The sequence below is a fragment of the Nocardioides sp. LML1-1-1.1 genome, from assembly GCF_040676175.1.
Classification (GTDB): Bacteria; Actinomycetota; Actinomycetes; order Propionibacteriales; family Nocardioidaceae; genus Nocardioides.
This window is the reverse complement of record NZ_JBEGHK010000001.1, coordinates 1,097,778-1,112,792: the sequence shown is the minus strand read 5'-3', so window position 1 is coordinate 1,112,792 and position 15,015 is coordinate 1,097,778. Positions and strand designations below refer to the sequence as shown.

The 15,015-nt window shown below is 72.5% G+C and carries 15 protein-coding genes; 8 read left to right on the top strand and 7 right to left on the bottom strand.

Features of this window, described 5'->3' with window-relative positions:
- Window positions 1–2 precede the first annotated feature (2 nt).
- Together wecB and MRBLML1_RS05470 are read left to right on the top strand one after the other, a co-directional pair.
- Entirely contained in the window at window positions 3–1,157 is a 1,155-nt protein-coding gene (gene wecB, locus MRBLML1_RS05475) for a non-hydrolyzing UDP-N-acetylglucosamine 2-epimerase (RefSeq protein ID WP_364512496.1), read from the top strand.
- Window positions 1,157–1,888 carry a hypothetical protein gene (locus MRBLML1_RS05470; protein ID WP_364512494.1) on the top strand — a complete coding sequence of 244 codons (732 nt, stop codon included), beginning with the start codon at window positions 1,157–1,159 and terminating at the stop codon, window positions 1,886–1,888. The genes wecB and MRBLML1_RS05470 overlap by 1 nt, the downstream gene beginning before the upstream one ends.
- On the opposite strand, the gene MRBLML1_RS05465 is transcribed toward MRBLML1_RS05470, so the two are convergent.
- Entirely contained in the window at window positions 1,885–2,526 is a 642-nt protein-coding gene (locus MRBLML1_RS05465) for a response regulator transcription factor (RefSeq protein ID WP_364512491.1), read from the bottom strand. The genes MRBLML1_RS05470 and MRBLML1_RS05465 overlap by 4 nt on opposite strands.
- On the bottom strand, window positions 2,517–3,647 hold the full coding sequence (locus tag MRBLML1_RS05460; protein WP_364512489.1) for a sensor histidine kinase: 1,131 nt from the start codon (window positions 3,645–3,647) through the stop codon (window positions 2,517–2,519). Before MRBLML1_RS05460 ends, MRBLML1_RS05465 begins: the two co-directional genes overlap by 10 nt.
- A 138-nt stretch (window positions 3,648–3,785) precedes the next feature.
- Here MRBLML1_RS05460 and MRBLML1_RS05455 point away from each other — a divergent pair, with 138 nt between their 5' ends.
- On the top strand, window positions 3,786–5,948 hold the full coding sequence (locus tag MRBLML1_RS05455) for an MMPL family transporter (RefSeq protein ID WP_364512486.1): 2,163 nt from the start codon (window positions 3,786–3,788) through the stop codon (window positions 5,946–5,948).
- Window positions 5,949–6,006: 58 nt separating this feature from the next.
- Here the strand turns inward: MRBLML1_RS05455 and MRBLML1_RS05450 are convergent, their stop codons facing one another.
- The 4 genes from MRBLML1_RS05450 to MRBLML1_RS05435 form a co-directional block, all read right to left on the bottom strand.
- Window positions 6,007–6,354, bottom strand: coding sequence for a hypothetical protein (locus MRBLML1_RS05450; protein WP_364512483.1), 348 nt, complete (start codon window positions 6,352–6,354; stop codon window positions 6,007–6,009).
- Between the two features lie 111 nt (window positions 6,355–6,465).
- Entirely contained in the window at window positions 6,466–6,999 is a 534-nt protein-coding gene (locus tag MRBLML1_RS05445) for a hypothetical protein (protein ID WP_364512480.1), read from the bottom strand.
- 17 nt (window positions 7,000–7,016) lie between these two features.
- Window positions 7,017–7,448 carry a hypothetical protein gene (locus MRBLML1_RS05440; RefSeq protein ID WP_364512478.1) on the bottom strand — a complete coding sequence of 144 codons (432 nt, stop codon included), beginning with the start codon at window positions 7,446–7,448 and terminating at the stop codon, window positions 7,017–7,019.
- A 40-nt stretch (window positions 7,449–7,488) separates the two neighbouring features.
- Entirely contained in the window at window positions 7,489–8,802 is a 1,314-nt protein-coding gene (locus MRBLML1_RS05435; RefSeq protein ID WP_364512475.1) for an MFS transporter, read from the bottom strand.
- Between the two features lie 18 nt (window positions 8,803–8,820).
- On the opposite strand from MRBLML1_RS05435, the gene MRBLML1_RS05430 reads away from it, so the two are divergent.
- Complete coding sequence (locus MRBLML1_RS05430) at window positions 8,821–9,309, top strand: winged helix-turn-helix transcriptional regulator (RefSeq protein WP_364512472.1); 489 nt, start codon at window positions 8,821–8,823, stop codon at window positions 9,307–9,309.
- Here MRBLML1_RS05430 and MRBLML1_RS05425 read toward each other — a convergent pair.
- The gene (locus MRBLML1_RS05425; protein ID WP_364512470.1) at window positions 9,306–9,938 is read right to left on the bottom strand and encodes a TetR/AcrR family transcriptional regulator; all 633 of its coding nucleotides are present in this window, start codon (window positions 9,936–9,938) and stop codon (window positions 9,306–9,308) included. The genes MRBLML1_RS05430 and MRBLML1_RS05425 overlap by 4 nt on opposite strands.
- Before the next feature lie 137 nt (window positions 9,939–10,075).
- On the opposite strand from MRBLML1_RS05425, the gene MRBLML1_RS05420 reads away from it, so the two are divergent.
- The 4 genes from MRBLML1_RS05420 to MRBLML1_RS05405 all read left to right on the top strand — a co-directional run bounded on the left by MRBLML1_RS05420 (window position 10,076) and on the right by MRBLML1_RS05405 (window position 14,989).
- Complete coding sequence (locus MRBLML1_RS05420) at window positions 10,076–11,524, top strand: APC family permease (protein ID WP_364512467.1); 1,449 nt, start codon at window positions 10,076–10,078, stop codon at window positions 11,522–11,524.
- Window positions 11,524–12,639: a P1 family peptidase gene (locus MRBLML1_RS05415; protein ID WP_364512465.1), complete on the top strand. Its 1,116-nt coding sequence runs from the start codon at window positions 11,524–11,526 to the stop codon at window positions 12,637–12,639. The genes MRBLML1_RS05420 and MRBLML1_RS05415 overlap by 1 nt, the downstream gene beginning before the upstream one ends.
- 360 nt (window positions 12,640–12,999) lie before the next feature.
- The gene (locus tag MRBLML1_RS05410; RefSeq protein ID WP_364512463.1) at window positions 13,000–13,671 is read left to right on the top strand and encodes a 2OG-Fe(II) oxygenase; all 672 of its coding nucleotides are present in this window, start codon (window positions 13,000–13,002) and stop codon (window positions 13,669–13,671) included.
- A gap of 28 nt (window positions 13,672–13,699) precedes the next feature.
- Entirely contained in the window at window positions 13,700–14,989 is a 1,290-nt protein-coding gene (locus MRBLML1_RS05405) for a condensation domain-containing protein (RefSeq protein WP_364512460.1), read from the top strand.
- Window positions 14,990–15,015: the final 26 nt, after the last annotated feature.

Here is a 15,015-nt window from a genome sequence, read left to right as displayed (position 1 = left end):
CCGTGCACCACCCGCCCACCCGCCTGCCTGTCGCGATCGTCTACGGCACCCGCCCCGAGGCCGTGAAGGTCGCCCCGCTGTGGCGCGCGCTCGAGGCCCACCCGCGGCTGCGCCCGGTGCTGGTCTCGACCGGCCAGCACCGCGACCTGCTCGGCGAGCTGCACGCCTGGTTCGGGATGCAGCCGGACGTGGACCTCGCGGTGATGACGGACGGCCAGGGCCTGCCCGGGCTGACCAGCCGGGTGCTCGTCGCGCTGAGCGCCGAGCTGGAGCGGCTGCGGCCCGCTGCGGTCGTGGTGCACGGCGACACCACCACCTCGATGGCCGGCGCCCTCGCGGCCCGGTACGCCGGCGTGCCGGTCGTGCACCTCGAGGCCGGCCTGCGCACCCATGACCTGCTCTCGCCGTTCCCGGAGGAGCTGAACCGCCGCCTGACCGGCGTGATGGCCGACCTGCACCTCGCGCCGACCGCCCTCTCGCGGCGGAACCTGCTGGCCGAGGGGGTCGCCGACGAGGCGATCGTGGTCACCGGCAACACCGTGATCGACGCGCTGCTGGAGACCAGCGACCGTGCCCACCCGATCGACGACGCGGCGGTCCAGGCGACGATCGGCTCCGCCGAGCGGCTGGTCGTGGCGACCCTGCACCGCCGCGAGTCGCACGGCGCGCCGCTGCGCCGGGTCGCCGAGGCGCTGGAGGAGCTCACCCGGCGCTCCCCCGGGCTCAAGGTCGTCCTGCCGCTGCACCCCAACCCGCAGGTGCGCGCCAGCGTGGGCGAGGTCGTCGACCGCTGCCCCGACATCACCGTCTGCGCACCGATGCCCTACCCGCAGTTCGTCTCGCTGCTCGCCGCCGCCGACCTGCTCGTCACCGACTCCGGCGGGATCCAGGAGGAGGCGCCCAGCCTCGACAAGCCGGTCCTCGTCGTCCGGGAGAGCACCGAGCGGCCCGAGGCGGTCGAGGCCGGCACCGCGCGGCTCGTCGGCACCGACCCGCGGCTGCTGGTCAGCGAGGCGCTGCGCCTGCTGCACGACCCCGTCGCCTACCGCTCGATGGCCCGGATCGCGAACCCCTTCGGCGACGGCACCGCCGGCGTCCGCTCCGCCGAGGCGATCGCCGCGCTGCTCGGCGTGGGTGCCGCCGCGGCGGTCGCGTGATGTCCCTCTTCCGGCCGGTACGACGCGGCGCGCGCCCGACCGCGCTGGTGCCGCACCGCGCCCGCGACCTGGCCGACGCGCTGATCCACGGCGTGGCGCTGGAGGACGCGTCGTGGGCCTTCGGGACGTCGTACGCCCACGACGGGGAGGGCCTCGACGTCTGCCTCGCCGAGCTCGACGACACCTGCCGGGCAGTCGGCGGCGAGCCCGCTGACCTGGTGCTGACCCGGCAGGTGTCGCTGGGCTGGGCCGAGGCCGCGCAGGAGCGCTACAACAGCCTGAGCTGCGCGGACCCGCTCACCGGTCTGCCGAGCATCCAGCACGTGCAGTCACAGGTGGCGGCGCTCTACCGCGCCGCCGGCGACGGCTGGCTGGTCGACGCCGACATCGCGCACAGCCACGCCCTGGTCGTGCTCGACCTGCCGCGGGTGCGCGACGACCTGCGGGCGGGCTTCTCGCGGATGGAGAAGGCGCTGCGCAAGGCCACCGCCGCGGACCTGCTCGGCCAGCGGCTGCCGGAGTGCGCGCAGGTGGCGGAGCTGAACGCGCGCCGTCTCGTCGGACTGGTCCGGCGCTCGCCCGACCTGCACCCCCGGCTGGCCCAGGTGGTCACCGACCTCGACCTGCGCCTGCAGCTCTCGCCCAGCCAGGGCCGGTGCCGGGCGTGGAGCGAGAGCCTGCCGGTGAGCCCGGAGTCGGCCCGGATGCTGATCGACGAGCTGGCCCGCTAGACCTTCAGCCAGGCCAGGACCGCGCGGACCCGGCGGTGGTCGTCGGTGTCGGCGGGCAGGTCGAGCTTGGCGAAGATGCCGTTGATGTGCTTGGCGACGGCCTTCTCGCTGACCACCAGCGCCTGCGCGATCCCGGCGTTGGCCCGGCCCTCCGCCATCAACGCGAGCACCTCGCGCTCACGGTCGGTGAGCCGCTCGATCGGTGAGTCCCGGCGGCGCTCCAGCACCGCGGCGACCACGGACGGGTCGAGCACGGTCGCCCCGTCCGCGACCCGGCGCAGCGCGTCGACGAACTCCGCCACGTCGGAGACCCGGTCCTTGAGCAGGTAGCCGACCGCGCCCTCGCCGCTGGCCAGCAGCTCGCGGGCGTAGAGCTGCTCGACGTACTGCGACAGCACGAGGACGGGGAAGCCCGGCCGCCGCGCCCGCACGGCGATCGCCGCGCGCAGGCCCTCGTCGGTGAACGACGGCGGCATCCGTACGTCGACCACGGCCGCCTCCGCCGCCGGGTCCTCCAGCGCCCGCTCCAGAGCGGGCAGGTTGTCGACGGCGTGCAGGACGGTGAAGCCCTTGGCCTCCAGCAGCTGCGTCAGGCCGGCCCTCAGCAGCGCGTGGTCCTCGGCCAGGACTACCCGCACGGGACCTCCCAGCTCACGACGGTCGGCCCGCCGGCCGGGCTCGACACCGACAGGATGCCGTCGAACGCCGCCAGGCGGGCGGCGACACCCTGCAGCCCGGACCCGGACGTGGGGTCCGCCCCACCGCGGCCGTCGTCGCCGACCTCGCCGCGCAGGACGCCGTCGGCGTGGCGCAGGCTGATCCAGGTCTGGTCCGCGCCCGCGTGCTTGCCGGCGTTGGCGAGGCACTCGGCGACGGTGAAGTAGACCGCCGACTCGACGGGCGCCGGCAGCCGCCGCGGCACGTCGAGCGCGAGCTCCACCGGCAGCGCCATGTCCAGCGCCAGTGCGGACACCGCGCCGGTGAGCCCGCGGTCGGCCAGCACCGGCGGGTGGATGCCCCGAACCACGTCGCGCAGCTCGCCGAGCGCGGTGGAGGAGGTCGAGCGGGCGTCGTTGACCAGCCGGCGCGCGGCGTCCGGGTCGGTCTCGAAGAGGTCGTCGGCCAGGCCCAGGCTCAGTGACACGGCCGCCAGCCGGGCCTGCGGGCCGTCGTGGAGGTCCCGCTCGATCCGGCGCAGCTCCGCGGCGGAGTGGTCGACGACGACCGCCCGCGACTCGGTCAGCGCCTGCACCCGGCGCTCCAGGTGCTCGGTGCGCCCGACGGTGAGCAGGGCGCGGTCGACACAGGCGCGGGCGCGCATGAGCGGGCCGACGCCGTACCACCACACGGGCCAGGTGACCACGCCCAGCAGCAGCACGACGGCGAGCAGCGAGACCACGAAGCCGAGGGTGACCGCCCACAGGATCCAGAGCAGGTCGCGCCAGGTCATCGGGTCGGCCGCGCGGACCTGGAGGTTGGCGATCGGCCCGCCCGGCAGGGGGAGGTACGGCGCCGTGGCCGGCGCCCCGAGCATCCGCCCGGACATCGTCCGGTGCCACCCCACGAGCACCCGCATCACGGGCAGCACGCCGGCGAGCAGCAGCACCCCGACCCACACCACGACGAGCGCCGCGCTCACCAGGGTGAGCACCAGGACCACCACCAGCGGGGCGAGGAGGAGCACGTGGAGAGCGGCGTACCCGGTCGCCTCCCAGCGACCGGCACGCGCCGCGACGTCGTGCTCGGGCCACCTGCTCACCGCCCCATCCTGTCGTGCTCGCCGGCCGCGCGCAGGGGTGCAGGCACCACCACCGGTCGGGACGCACCACCCCTGACCGCGGGGGCTCGCGCCGCGAGGCTCGGAACACCTCGTCCGCACCCCCCTCAGGAGCCTCCGATGTCCCACCTCTCCGCGTTGCCCACCCGCGCCGCGCGCTGGAGCGCCACCCATCCGTGGCGCGCGATCGGCGCCTGGCTGCTGCTCGTCGTGGTCGCCGTCGGCCTGGCCGCGGCCGTGCCGACCGAGCAGGTCACCGACGCCGACTACCGCATCGGCGACTCCGGCCGCGCCGAGGCGCTGCTCGACGACGCCGGCCTCGACAGCCCGCCCACCGAGAACGTCCTGGTCACGGCCCGCTCGGGGACGCTCGACGCCACCGAGGCGAAGGCCGCCGCGGCCGACGTCGCGGCCCGGATGACCGGTGTGAAGGGGGTTTCGGGCGTCGGCGACCCGGTCACCAGCGCCGACGGCAGCGCGGTGCTGGTCCCCGTCGAGCTGACCTCCGACGAGATCGACGCCGGGCCGCTGGAGGCCGTGACGGCAGCCGTCCAGGACGACCATCCCGGGCTGCGTCTCGCGCAGGCCGGCGACGTCACCATCGACGACGCGGTCAACGACCGGGTCGCCGAGGACCTGCACTCCGCGGAGCTCGTCAGCCTGCCGATCACGCTGGTGCTGATGCTGCTGGCCTTCGGCGCGCTGATCGCCGCCGGCCTGCCGGTGCTGCTCGCCGCGACCAGCGTCGCCGCCACGATCGGCATCTCCGCGCCGGTCTCGCACCTGGTGCCCGCCGAGTCGACCGTGACCAGCATGATCGTGCTGATCGGCATGGCCGTCGGCGTCGACTACTCGCTGTTCTACCTCAAGCGCGAGCGCCAGGAGCGCGCCGCCGGCCGGACGACGCTGGACGCCGTCGCGATCGCCGCGGAGACCTCCGGGCACGCCATCCTGGTCTCCGGCGCCGCCGTGATCGCCGCCCTGGCGGGGCTCTTCGTGCTCACCGACGTCACCTTCAACTCCCTCGCCACCGGCTCGATCCTGGTCGTGGCCATCGCCGTGCTCGGCTCGATCACCGTGCTGCCGGCGCTGCTGGTCAAGCTCGGGCGCTGGGTCGACCGGCCGCGCGTGCCGCTGCTGTGGCGACTCACCGGCCGCGCGCGCACCGGCGCGATCAGCGGGCGGCTGCTCGGGCCCGTCGTCCGGCACCCGGTGGCCGCGCTGGTGGTCGCGACGGTCGGGATCGTGGCGCTCGCCGTACCGGCGCTGTCGATGAAGACCCACCAGGCCAGCGCCGAGACCCTGCCGGCCGACATCCCGACGGTGCAGACCTATCGCGCGCTGACGAAGGCCTTCCCCGCCGAGGGCACCTCGGCCCAGGTGGTGGTCACCGGGGTGGGCGAGCGGGCCGCACGCACGGGGCTGGACCGGCTGGCCGCCGCCGCGGGCGGGTCCGACGACTTCGCCACCGACGGCGCCGCCGTGCGTACGTCGGCCGACGGCCGGACCTCCGTGATCGACCTCGGCATGCCGTACGACGAGTCCGACGACCGCGCCACCGCCGCGATCGAGCGCCTGCGCTCCACCCTGGTCCCGCAGGCGTTCGCGGGCAGCGGCGCGGAGGTGAAGGTCGGCGGCGGCGCCGCCGCGTCCCTCGACAACGCCGACAAGCAGGGCGAGCGGATGCCGGTCCTGCTGGGCTTCGTGCTGCTGCTGACGATGGTGATGATGATCGCGGCCTTCCGCAGCGTGCTGCTCGGCGTGGTCTCGACCGTGCTGAACCTGGCCTCGGTCGGGGTCGCCTTCGGCATCCTCTCGATCGTCTTCCAGCACGGCGTCGGCGAGTCCCTGCTCGACTTCACCAGTCCCGGCTTCGTGATCGACTGGATCCCCGTCTTCGTGCTGGTCGTGCTCGTCGGGCTGTCGATGGACTACCACGTGTTCGTGCTCAGCCGGGTGCGCGAGCTGGTCGACAGCGGCCTGCCCGTGCGCCAGGCGGTGCACCGCGGGATCTCCGACACCGCGGGCGTGATCACCAGCGCCGCGGCGGTGATGGTGTCGGTGTTCGCGATCTTCGCGACCCTGTCGATGCTGGAGATGAAGATGATGGGCGTCGGGCTCGCCGCCGCGATCCTCGTCGACGCGACGCTGATCCGGCTGGTGGTCCTGCCCGCGGTGCTGGTGCTGCTCGGCGAGCGGGCCTGGCCGCGCCGCCGCCCGGTGCCACCGGTCGTGGCGCCCGGTCAGCTGCCCGACGAGCTGCTGGTGCCGGTGGGTCGCTGATCCGTCTCATCGGTCGACGCCGGTCGCGGGCACGAGCCCGCGGCCGGCGTTCGTCGTCCTAGCTGGCAAGCGCGGGGCTCGAGTCGAGCCACGTCGCCAGTCCGGCAAACATCCGCTCCGCGACCTCGATCGCCGCAGCGACGTCCGTCACGGTGACCGTCTCCGGGTGGTGATCGAGAGTTGCCCGAATGGCAAGGATGTCCGCACGAGTGTCACGGAAGGTGCTGGCCCACACCGCGACGTCCGTGCGTCCGGGAGCGGTGGCGATGTAGTCGAGGTGATCGCCGGTGAGCGAGGGCAGGTCGAGGCCGACGGGCAGAGGGGCGGTCCCCTCGCCGTAGGCGGCAAGAAGATCGATGGCGCGCGCCAAGGTGAGGAACGTCGCGGGGCTGGTGCGGTCGGTCATTGCGAGGGACGCCTGGTCTATCTGCGGTCGGCTCACCACTGTAACCTCCGGTTCTGCCAATGACATGGTTGTAGTTATCATGAGACACGCCGAGGCTGACGCAGCGGATATTCAGGCGGGCGCGTCGCCGGCCCCGATTTTCTCCTCGTGACGCTGGCGCGTCATGGCGTCCAACTTCGATCCCTCGGCGGCTACCGACTTCTCGGCGGCCTCGAACGGGGTGCCTTGGCCGGCATCGAGCTTAAGTGTCCCGAGACCGAACTTCGCGCCGGGAGGCAGGAGGCGGAGCACGACCGGCGCAAGGAAGAGCGCGCCGAGTGCGCCGAGGGCCAGCGGCACCTTGGGCCACTCCGTCTCGGAGCACTCGTTCGTGGTCGTCTTCTCGACGGGGCTGGCCGGGCGCGCCTTCACCGCGGAGGTCGTCGTCTTCGTGACGGTGCGTTCCACGCAGGTGCGCGGATGGTGGGTCAGCCCGATGGCCGCGGCGCTCCCCACGAGGACGATGCCACAGACGAAGAGGATGACCGCCCAGATGGCGCGGCGTTCGGCGACCGTGAGCGCGTACTGCTCTCGATCCGAGAGCCTCGAACCGAGGTCCCGCAGCCGGCTGCGGTACGACTCCTTCTCCCTTCGCGGCTTGCTCACCTGCTTGGCCGCCGCTCTCATCGGCGGGGCTGGCTCAGCTGGTGGTAGCCGTGGGCTCGCTCGGTGCTCCGGAGCACGTCTGCGAACTCCGCCACCGCCGCCTCCAGCGCCTTCTTGTAGGCCTTCTTCTCCTTGCGGGGCAGCCGGTCACCGTCCGCCACCGCTGCGCGAAAGCCCTGGGAGAAACGCAGGACGAGCGCATGGAGCGGCAGCACGGGACCCTCAGCGATCTCGGTCAAGCAGCCATTGACCGCCTCGGCGATCGTGCTGCTGTCGAGGCCCGGCGCTCGGTCGATCCCTGCACGACATCCGGCCATCACTGCCGAAGTAGCGGCTTCCAGCCTGCTGGTGAAGTTGACGCGCCTGGCCCACTCCCCTCGACCGTGGCCGGAGAAGGCCTGGTGTCGGACCACCATGTCTTGCAGAAGATCGATAGAGGCAGAGGTCATCGGCGTCTCCTGGCGAGGCGTTCGGGCATGGCCCGACATTCTACGTCGTAGTGGTGACGCCGGTCACTCGTCCATCCGGTCCTCGGTCGGGGAGGGAGGCTGACGTCCGGCCGCCGACGGTCAGCACCGAGAGCACCGCCGCGATCGCGCAGAGCGCCGCACCGGCCCACCAGGCATAGGTGTAGGTCCCGAACGTGTCGCGGACGACGCCCGCGCCGAAGGCCGCCACCGCCGCACCGACCTGGTGCGCGGCGAACACCCAGCCGAACACGATCGTGCCGCGCTCGCCGAAGATGTCGCGGCACAGCGCGACCGTCGGCGGCACGGTCGCCACCCAGTCCAGGCCGTAGATCACGATGAACAGCACCATGCTCGGGTGCACGCTGTCGGCGAGCAGCTGCGGCAGCAGGAGCAGGCCGAGCCCGCGGAAGAGGTAGTAGGCCACAAGCAGCGCCCGGGGGTCCAGCTTGTCGGTGAGCCAGCCCGACGCGATGGTGCCGATGATGTCGAAGACGCCGACCACCGCCAGCAGCCCGGCCGCCGTGGTGCTCGCCATCCCGTGGTCGTGCGCGGAGGGGATGAAGTGGATGCCGATCAGGCCGTTGGTCGTCGCGCCGCAGATCGCGAAGGCCACCGCCAGCGCCCAGAACGCCCGGTGCCGCGCGGCGAAGGTCAGGCCCTCGACGGCCCGCCGGGCCGCACCGGCGTGCTGCCGCGGCGGCGGCGTCCAGTCCGCCGCGGCGCCGTACGGCGCGACGCCGCGCTCCTCCGGGTGGTCGCGGACCACGCACCACACCACCGGTACGACGGCGAGCGCCGCCCCCGCCACGACCAGCGACGCCGCGCGCCAGCCGGTGCCCTCGGCGAGGCTCGCGACGATCGGCAGGAAGATGAGCTGCCCGGTCGCCGAGCCGGCGGTGAGCACGCCCATCACCAGGCCACGACGCTGCTCGAACCACCGGTTGGCGATGGTCGCGGCGAAGACCAGCGCCATCGAGCCGGTGCCGAGCCCGATCAGCACGCCCCAGAGGACGAGCAGCTGCCAGGAGGCGGTCATGAAGACGCTGCCGCCGGCGCCGGTCGCGACGAGGGTGAGCGCCGCGGCCACCACCCGTCGTACGCCGAGCTGGTCCATCAGCGCCGCGGCGAAGGGCGCCGTCAGGCCGAACAGCAGCAGGTTGATGCTCACCGCCAGCGACATGACGCTCGTCGACCAGCCGAACTCGTCGTGCAGCGGCACCATGAGCGCGCCCGGCGCGGCCCGGAAGCCGGCGGCCCCGATCAGCGCCAGGAAGGCCACCGCCGCCACCGCCCACGCCGGGTGGAAGCGGCTGGCTTTCTTGAGCGAAGTCACGGAGGTAGGCTAGCAGCCATGCCCCTGCGCTCGGACTGGTCGACGGAGCACTGCCCCATCCGTCGTTCCCTCGACGTCCTCGGCGACCCGTGGGTCCTGCTCATCGTGCGCGACGTCCTGCACGGCAACGGCCGCTTCGAGCAGCTGCGCGACAACCTCGGCATCTCCGAGGCGGTGCTCTCCCGGCGGCTGCGCGCGATGCGCGAGGCGGGCCTGCTCGACACCGTCGACTACACCCGCGGCGGGCGCACCCGGCAGCGGTACGTCGCCACCGACGCCGCCGCCGACCTGCTCCCCCTGCTGCACCAGCTCGCCATCTGGGGCGAGCGGCACACGGTCGAGCCCGAGGGCGGCGCGCACATGGCGCTCGTGCACACCGCCTGCGGCGCCGAGACCACGGCCGCGGAGACCTGCTCCGCGTGCGGGCAGGCTCTGCGGCCGGAGGAGATGACCTGGGTCAAGCCGTGGCTCGGGACCGAGCACCGGCTGCGGGCGGCAGGCGCCTAGGCCAGGCCGGCCCGGTCGGCCAGGTCGGCCAGGTCGGCACAGCGCGTCCACCCGGCCGCGGCGGCCAACAGCTGGTCGCGGCACAGCTCGTAGGTGAAGCCGTCCTTGCCGCAGCAGATCCCCAGGCCGAAGCCGTCCTCCAAGGCGATCAGGCTCTCCGCGATGGTGCGGGCCGACGCCGTCAGGTCGAAGACGCCCGCCTGCTCGCCCTCGGTCAGGATCTCCTCGTAGAGCTCGCGCTGGGAGCCGCAGAGCTCGGTCATGAAGGCGGCGTGGCGCGGGTCGCGGGCCTTGGCGACGGCCACCTGGTAGAGCGCGAGCGACAGCGGCTCGTCGGCCGGGCGGGGCAGGCCGAGGTCGACCATGACGGCGAGCCGGGCGCGCGGGTCGTCGAGCGCCGCGGTCGCCGTACGACGATCGGCGAGGTAGCGCTCGGAGGCCAGCAGGTGCACCTGGTGGAGCAGCTCGTCGACGTCGTCGTAGTAGTAGTACACCGACCCGGTGGCGAGGTCGGCCTGACGGGCGACGTCCTTCATCCGGACGCCGGCCGGGCCGCGCTCGTTGATGACCGCGACGGCGGCCGCGAGCAGCTCCTGCCGCCGCGCGGCCTGGTCTCGCCTCCGGGGCACCCGCGCCTTCCTCCCTGCCCGTGTGGGCCGCCGACCGTCCGGTCCGCTCAACCTAGGGCATTGCTCTGTGACGATTGACGTGCTCGCCGTTATTCGATGAATGTGTCAAAGAATATCGCCGACCCGAGGAGACCCCGATGTCCTCACCCACCCCCACCGGGCACAGCGCGCACTACGAGCAACAGCTCTCGCGCTCGCTGACCCTGCGCGGCAACGTGCTCATCACGCTCTCCTCGGTCACTCCGGCCTCGAGCGTCTTCATCATCATCCCGACGGTGATCGCCGCCGTCGGCGGCGCGTCCTTCCTCGCGTTCCTGCTCGCCGCGGGCGTCGCCGCCTGCATGGCGCTGTGCTACGCCGAGCTCGCCTCGGCGTTCCCGATCGCGGGCGGGGAGTACGCCTTCGCCGGCCGGGTCCTCGGGCGGGCCGCCGGCTTCTCGCTGTTCCTGATGAACGCGCTCAGCCTGACGATGATCATCGGGGTCATCGCCCTCGGGACCGGCGAGTACCTCGCCGCGGCGTTCTCCGGCGCGGACTCGAAGTGGGTCGGGGTCGCCGTGATCGTCGTCTGCTCGGGGGTCGCGATCCTCAACATCCGCACCAACGCCTGGATCACCGGCGTCTTCCTGGCCCTGGAGATGGTCGCCGTCGTCGTCATCTGCGCGCTCGGCTTCGCGAACGTCTCCCGCCCCGTCAGCACGCTGTGGGACGCCCAGACCGTCGGCGACCACGGGACGCTGGTCGGTGTCGGGCTGGGCCTGATCGCCGGCCAGACCGCGATCGCGCTCTTCGCCTACAACGGCTATGGCGCCGCGATCTACTTCGCCGAGGAGACCCACGGCGCCCGCACCGTGATGGGCAAGGTCGTCCTGGTCGCCCTCGGCGTCACCGTCGCCGCCGAGATCCTGCCGCTGGCCGCGGTGCTGCTCGGCGCACCCGACATGACCCGGCTGATCGGTGCCGACAACCCGATGGAGTACTTCATGGAGGCTCGCGGCTCCCACGCCCTCAACGTCGCCGTCAGCCTCGCCATCGCGATCGCGATCATCAACGCGACCGTCGCGATCATCCTGCAGGCTGGGCGCACCCTCTTCAGCGCCGCGCGCGACCGCGCCTTCCCGGACCCGGTCGGCCGGGTGCTCGCCCACGTGCACCCCACCCTGCAGACACCGCCGTACGCCACGCTGCTCGTCGGCCTGGTCGCCGCCACGCTCGCGGCCTTCGTGCCGATCGAGTCGCTGATCACCGGCACCGGTGCGACCCTCATCGTGCTCTACGTGTTCGTCGCGCTCTCGGCGCTCGTCGGGCGTCGTACCGGAGCGACCGAGGCGGCGGAGTACCGCATGCCGCTCTTCCCGCTGCCGCCGGTCATCATCGTGGTGGCGCTGGCCTACGTGTCGTACGAGGTCTGGGACGCCAACCCCTGGCAGGTCGTCATCGCCCTCGGCGCGCTCGCCGTCGGCTTCCTCTACTACCTGGCCTACCTGCGCCCGCGTCGTGCGGACCGCTGGACCATGCTGAGTGCCGCCCCCGAGGAGATCCTCCCGGGCGAGCTGGGCCTCGGCGCGACCGTCAAGGAGATCTGATGCGACTCGTCCACCCCGCCGGCAAGCGCGCCCGCGACCACGGCGTGCCCCTCGACGGCGAGCCCGGGCCGTGGGACGCGATCACCGACGTACCGGACGTGGAGGTGGGGTACACCACCCTCGTCGAGGGATCCGGCGAGCTGGACGAGGGCCGCGGCCCGGTCCGCACCGGCGTGACCGCGATCCTGCCGCTCGGCCGTGACGGCGTCGGCACGTCGTGCGCCGCCGGCTTCCACTCCCTCAACGGCAACGGCGAGCTCACCGGCAGCCACTGGCTGGAGGAGTCCGGCGGCCTGTCGCTGCCGATCGGGATCACCAACACCCACTCCGTCGGCGCGGTCCACCGCGGCGTCCTCGCCTGGTCGCTGCGGACCAACCCGGCGATCAAGGACGCCTGGCACCTGCCCGTCGTGGGTGAGACCTGGGACGGCTACCTCAACGACATCAACGGCGACCACGTGCAGCCCCACCACGCCGAGGCCGCCCTCGACGCCGCCACCTCCGGCCCGCTCGAGGAGGGCTCGGTCGGCGGGGGCACGGGGATGAACTGCTACGCCTTCAAGGGCGGCACCGGCACCAGCTCCCGGGTGGTCCGCGTCGGCGAGCGGGTCTACACGGTCGGCGTGCTCCTGCAGGCCAACTTCGGCGCCCGCCGCGAGCTCACCATCGCCGGGCGCAAGGTCGGCCGCGACCACCTCGCCGACAACCCGATGGAGGACTCCGACTGGCTCGCCCCGCCGGGCTCGGGCTCCTGCATCGGCGTCGTCGCCACCGACGCGCCGCTGCTCCCCGGGCAGTGCAAGGCGCTCGCCCGCCGCGTCCCGCTCGGCCTGGCCCGCACCGGTACGACGGGCAGCCACTTCTCCGGCGACATCTTCCTCGCCTTCTCCACCGCCAACCGCGGCGCCCTCGACAGCGCGATCGGCCCGGCCCCGTCCCGGCTCAGCCGGATCGACTTCCTGCCCTGGGGCGCCCTCGACCCGGTCTACGAGGCCGTCGTCCAGGCCACCGAGGAGAGCGTGCTGAACGCGCTGGTCGCCGCGCGGACGATGGTCGGGCGGGACGGGCACCGGAGCCCGGGGATCCCGGCCTCGGCGCTCGCCGGGCCGTGGTGAGGACCACCTGCACACACGGCCCCCTGTCGGTACTGCCGTCGACCTGGGGATGGCGGCAGGTTGCGCTCAACTCGGGCGCGCGACGCGCCAGGAGCCTTTGCTGACCATCACTTTCGAGGTAGCCTCGCCCCTAATCAACGGGTCTCGGCCGATGAGTGAATGCATGATCAAGTCTCGCGGGCTGTCACCTTTCGATTGAACAGAGCCATCGGAAGAGCCGATGGTCAAGAGATGAGGAGCAGCATCATGGCGGAAGGCACCGACTACAACTTCACCGTTTGTGTGGACTCCACGGTGTGCGTGTCGGACGAGGGCGTCGAGAACACTTTCTACGCCGCCGACTGAGTTCACGCAGGGGTGGTGCGGGAGTTCCCGCACCACCCCTGCGTCACCGACGGAACTGAGGCCAGCGTGGTTGCAGCGGTCGATCTCGACTTGGTCTACGACAGCGGCGGCGGACCGCGCGTGGACCCTCACCCCTTTCCCCACTTCATCTGGGACGCTGTCTATCGCCCTGAGGTGGCCCAATCGATCTTGTCGTGGCTGCAGGCCTTTCCCGGATGGGAGGGTCGAGAACAGCCGCACTGGAAGGCGAGTGCTTTCGCGCTCAAACCCACTGACGTACCCACGTCATTGCAGCCGGTGTTCTCGGCGACCAGCCTCCGCTTTCTCCGCACGCGGATGGAGGAGGCCTACTCGAGGCCTTTCGACAACGCGATCAAGGTCGAGGCCTACCGCCACGGGCGTGGTGACCAGACCACGATCCACACCGACTACGAGCCGGGCAAGACCGTCTTCACACATCGGCTGATCACCTACTTCGCCGATCCGTCCGACGAGGTGGGCGGCGGCGACCTTCGGCTCTTCGAGGAAGGCTCGTCCGGCCCGGTGGAGGCGCGTCGCTATGCCGCCACGCACAACCTCGCCTCCAGCCTGGAGTTCGGCCCGTCCTCGTTCCACCAGGTGGCCGCCGTGACGCGCGGGCTCAGGTACTCCCTCGTCTGGTCGTTCACGGCGAATGCCCCTGCCTAGCCCCGAGCACCAGCGAGATCCGGGCTGGATGGCTCTCAGTCACGGGCAGCTGTCGGTGCTGCGCGCCATCGAGAAGCTCCCCGAGGAGCGAATCGCGGAGGCGCACCTCGGCTTCACCATCGACCTGGACCCGAGCTCCGTGCCCCCTCACCTCGACCAGGCACTGGCCGCACTGAGCGGACGTCACGAGGGCCTGCGGGTCGTCTTCGACCGCCTGCGGTCCGATGACCCGCGCCAGCGGGTGCTCGACGTCGCGGAGCCAGAGGTGCTCGGTGTCCGCCAGAGCGCCGTCGACCTGCCCGCGGAGGCGGCGTTCTTCGACAGCCCGTTCGACCTCGAGCACACCGTCGGCTGGCGATGCCGACTGGTCGACGGCGCCGACGGCGCACGGGTCGACTTCTGCATCCACCACATGTTGGCCGACGGCGAGTCACTCGGACTCCTGGAACGGGAGCTGACAGCCCTGCTCGCCGACCCCGGAGCGGCGCTGCCCGGCGCCGGCAGTCTCCGCGCCCTGGTGCGGGAAGAAGAAGCGAGCCGCGACCGCACGCAGCAGGAGACCCGCCGCTACTGGGGAGACCTGGCCGGCTCGGGGGCCCTGCGCGCGGCCACCGCACCGGCCGGCAGCCACAGCCTCCCGGGTCGGCGGCACGTCGGCCTGCTGCTGCCCGTGCCGACGGAGGGTCTCGAGGCGTGGAGCCGTCGGCACCGCCTCCTCCCCTCCACCGTGCCCATGGTGGCGGCTTGCCTGTCCACCATGCTGGCCAACCGCAGCCTCCTCCCCGTGCTGACCCTGATGTACAACAACCGTTGGGACTCCACCACGAAGGACGTCGTCGCCTCGTTGAACCAGGTCCTTCCGGTCACGGCAGAAGTCACGGCCGAGACGACCTGGATGGAGTTCATGAAGGGCCTGCAGCTGGCCGGTCTGGCCGGCATCCGGCATGCGCGGTACGACGTGGACGAGGCGGCCCGGCTCATCGCGGCAGAGCTGAGGGAGGAGCGCGAGCTCGACATCTTCTACAACTACCTCGCGGATGCCGATCCCACGAGCGTGATGCGCACCGAGCCCTGGACGCCGGGGCAGGTGCACGCGCTGCCGGTCCGCCGGCAGAGCGGACCGCCGATCGACATCCGTGCCCTGGGTCGAACGAACCCTCTCCTGACCGTTCACTTCAGTGGGCAGTCCGAGACCGAGGCCGCGTTCACGTCTGCCCTGGAGGAGACCAGTGCCGTCCTCAGCTCGGTCATGAGCTCGACCCGGGGTCTCGGCGAGACCCTGCGGTCCACTCTCCCCACCCAGCTCCCCTGGCCGTAGCGGACGAGGCCGGGGAGAGCCTCGGA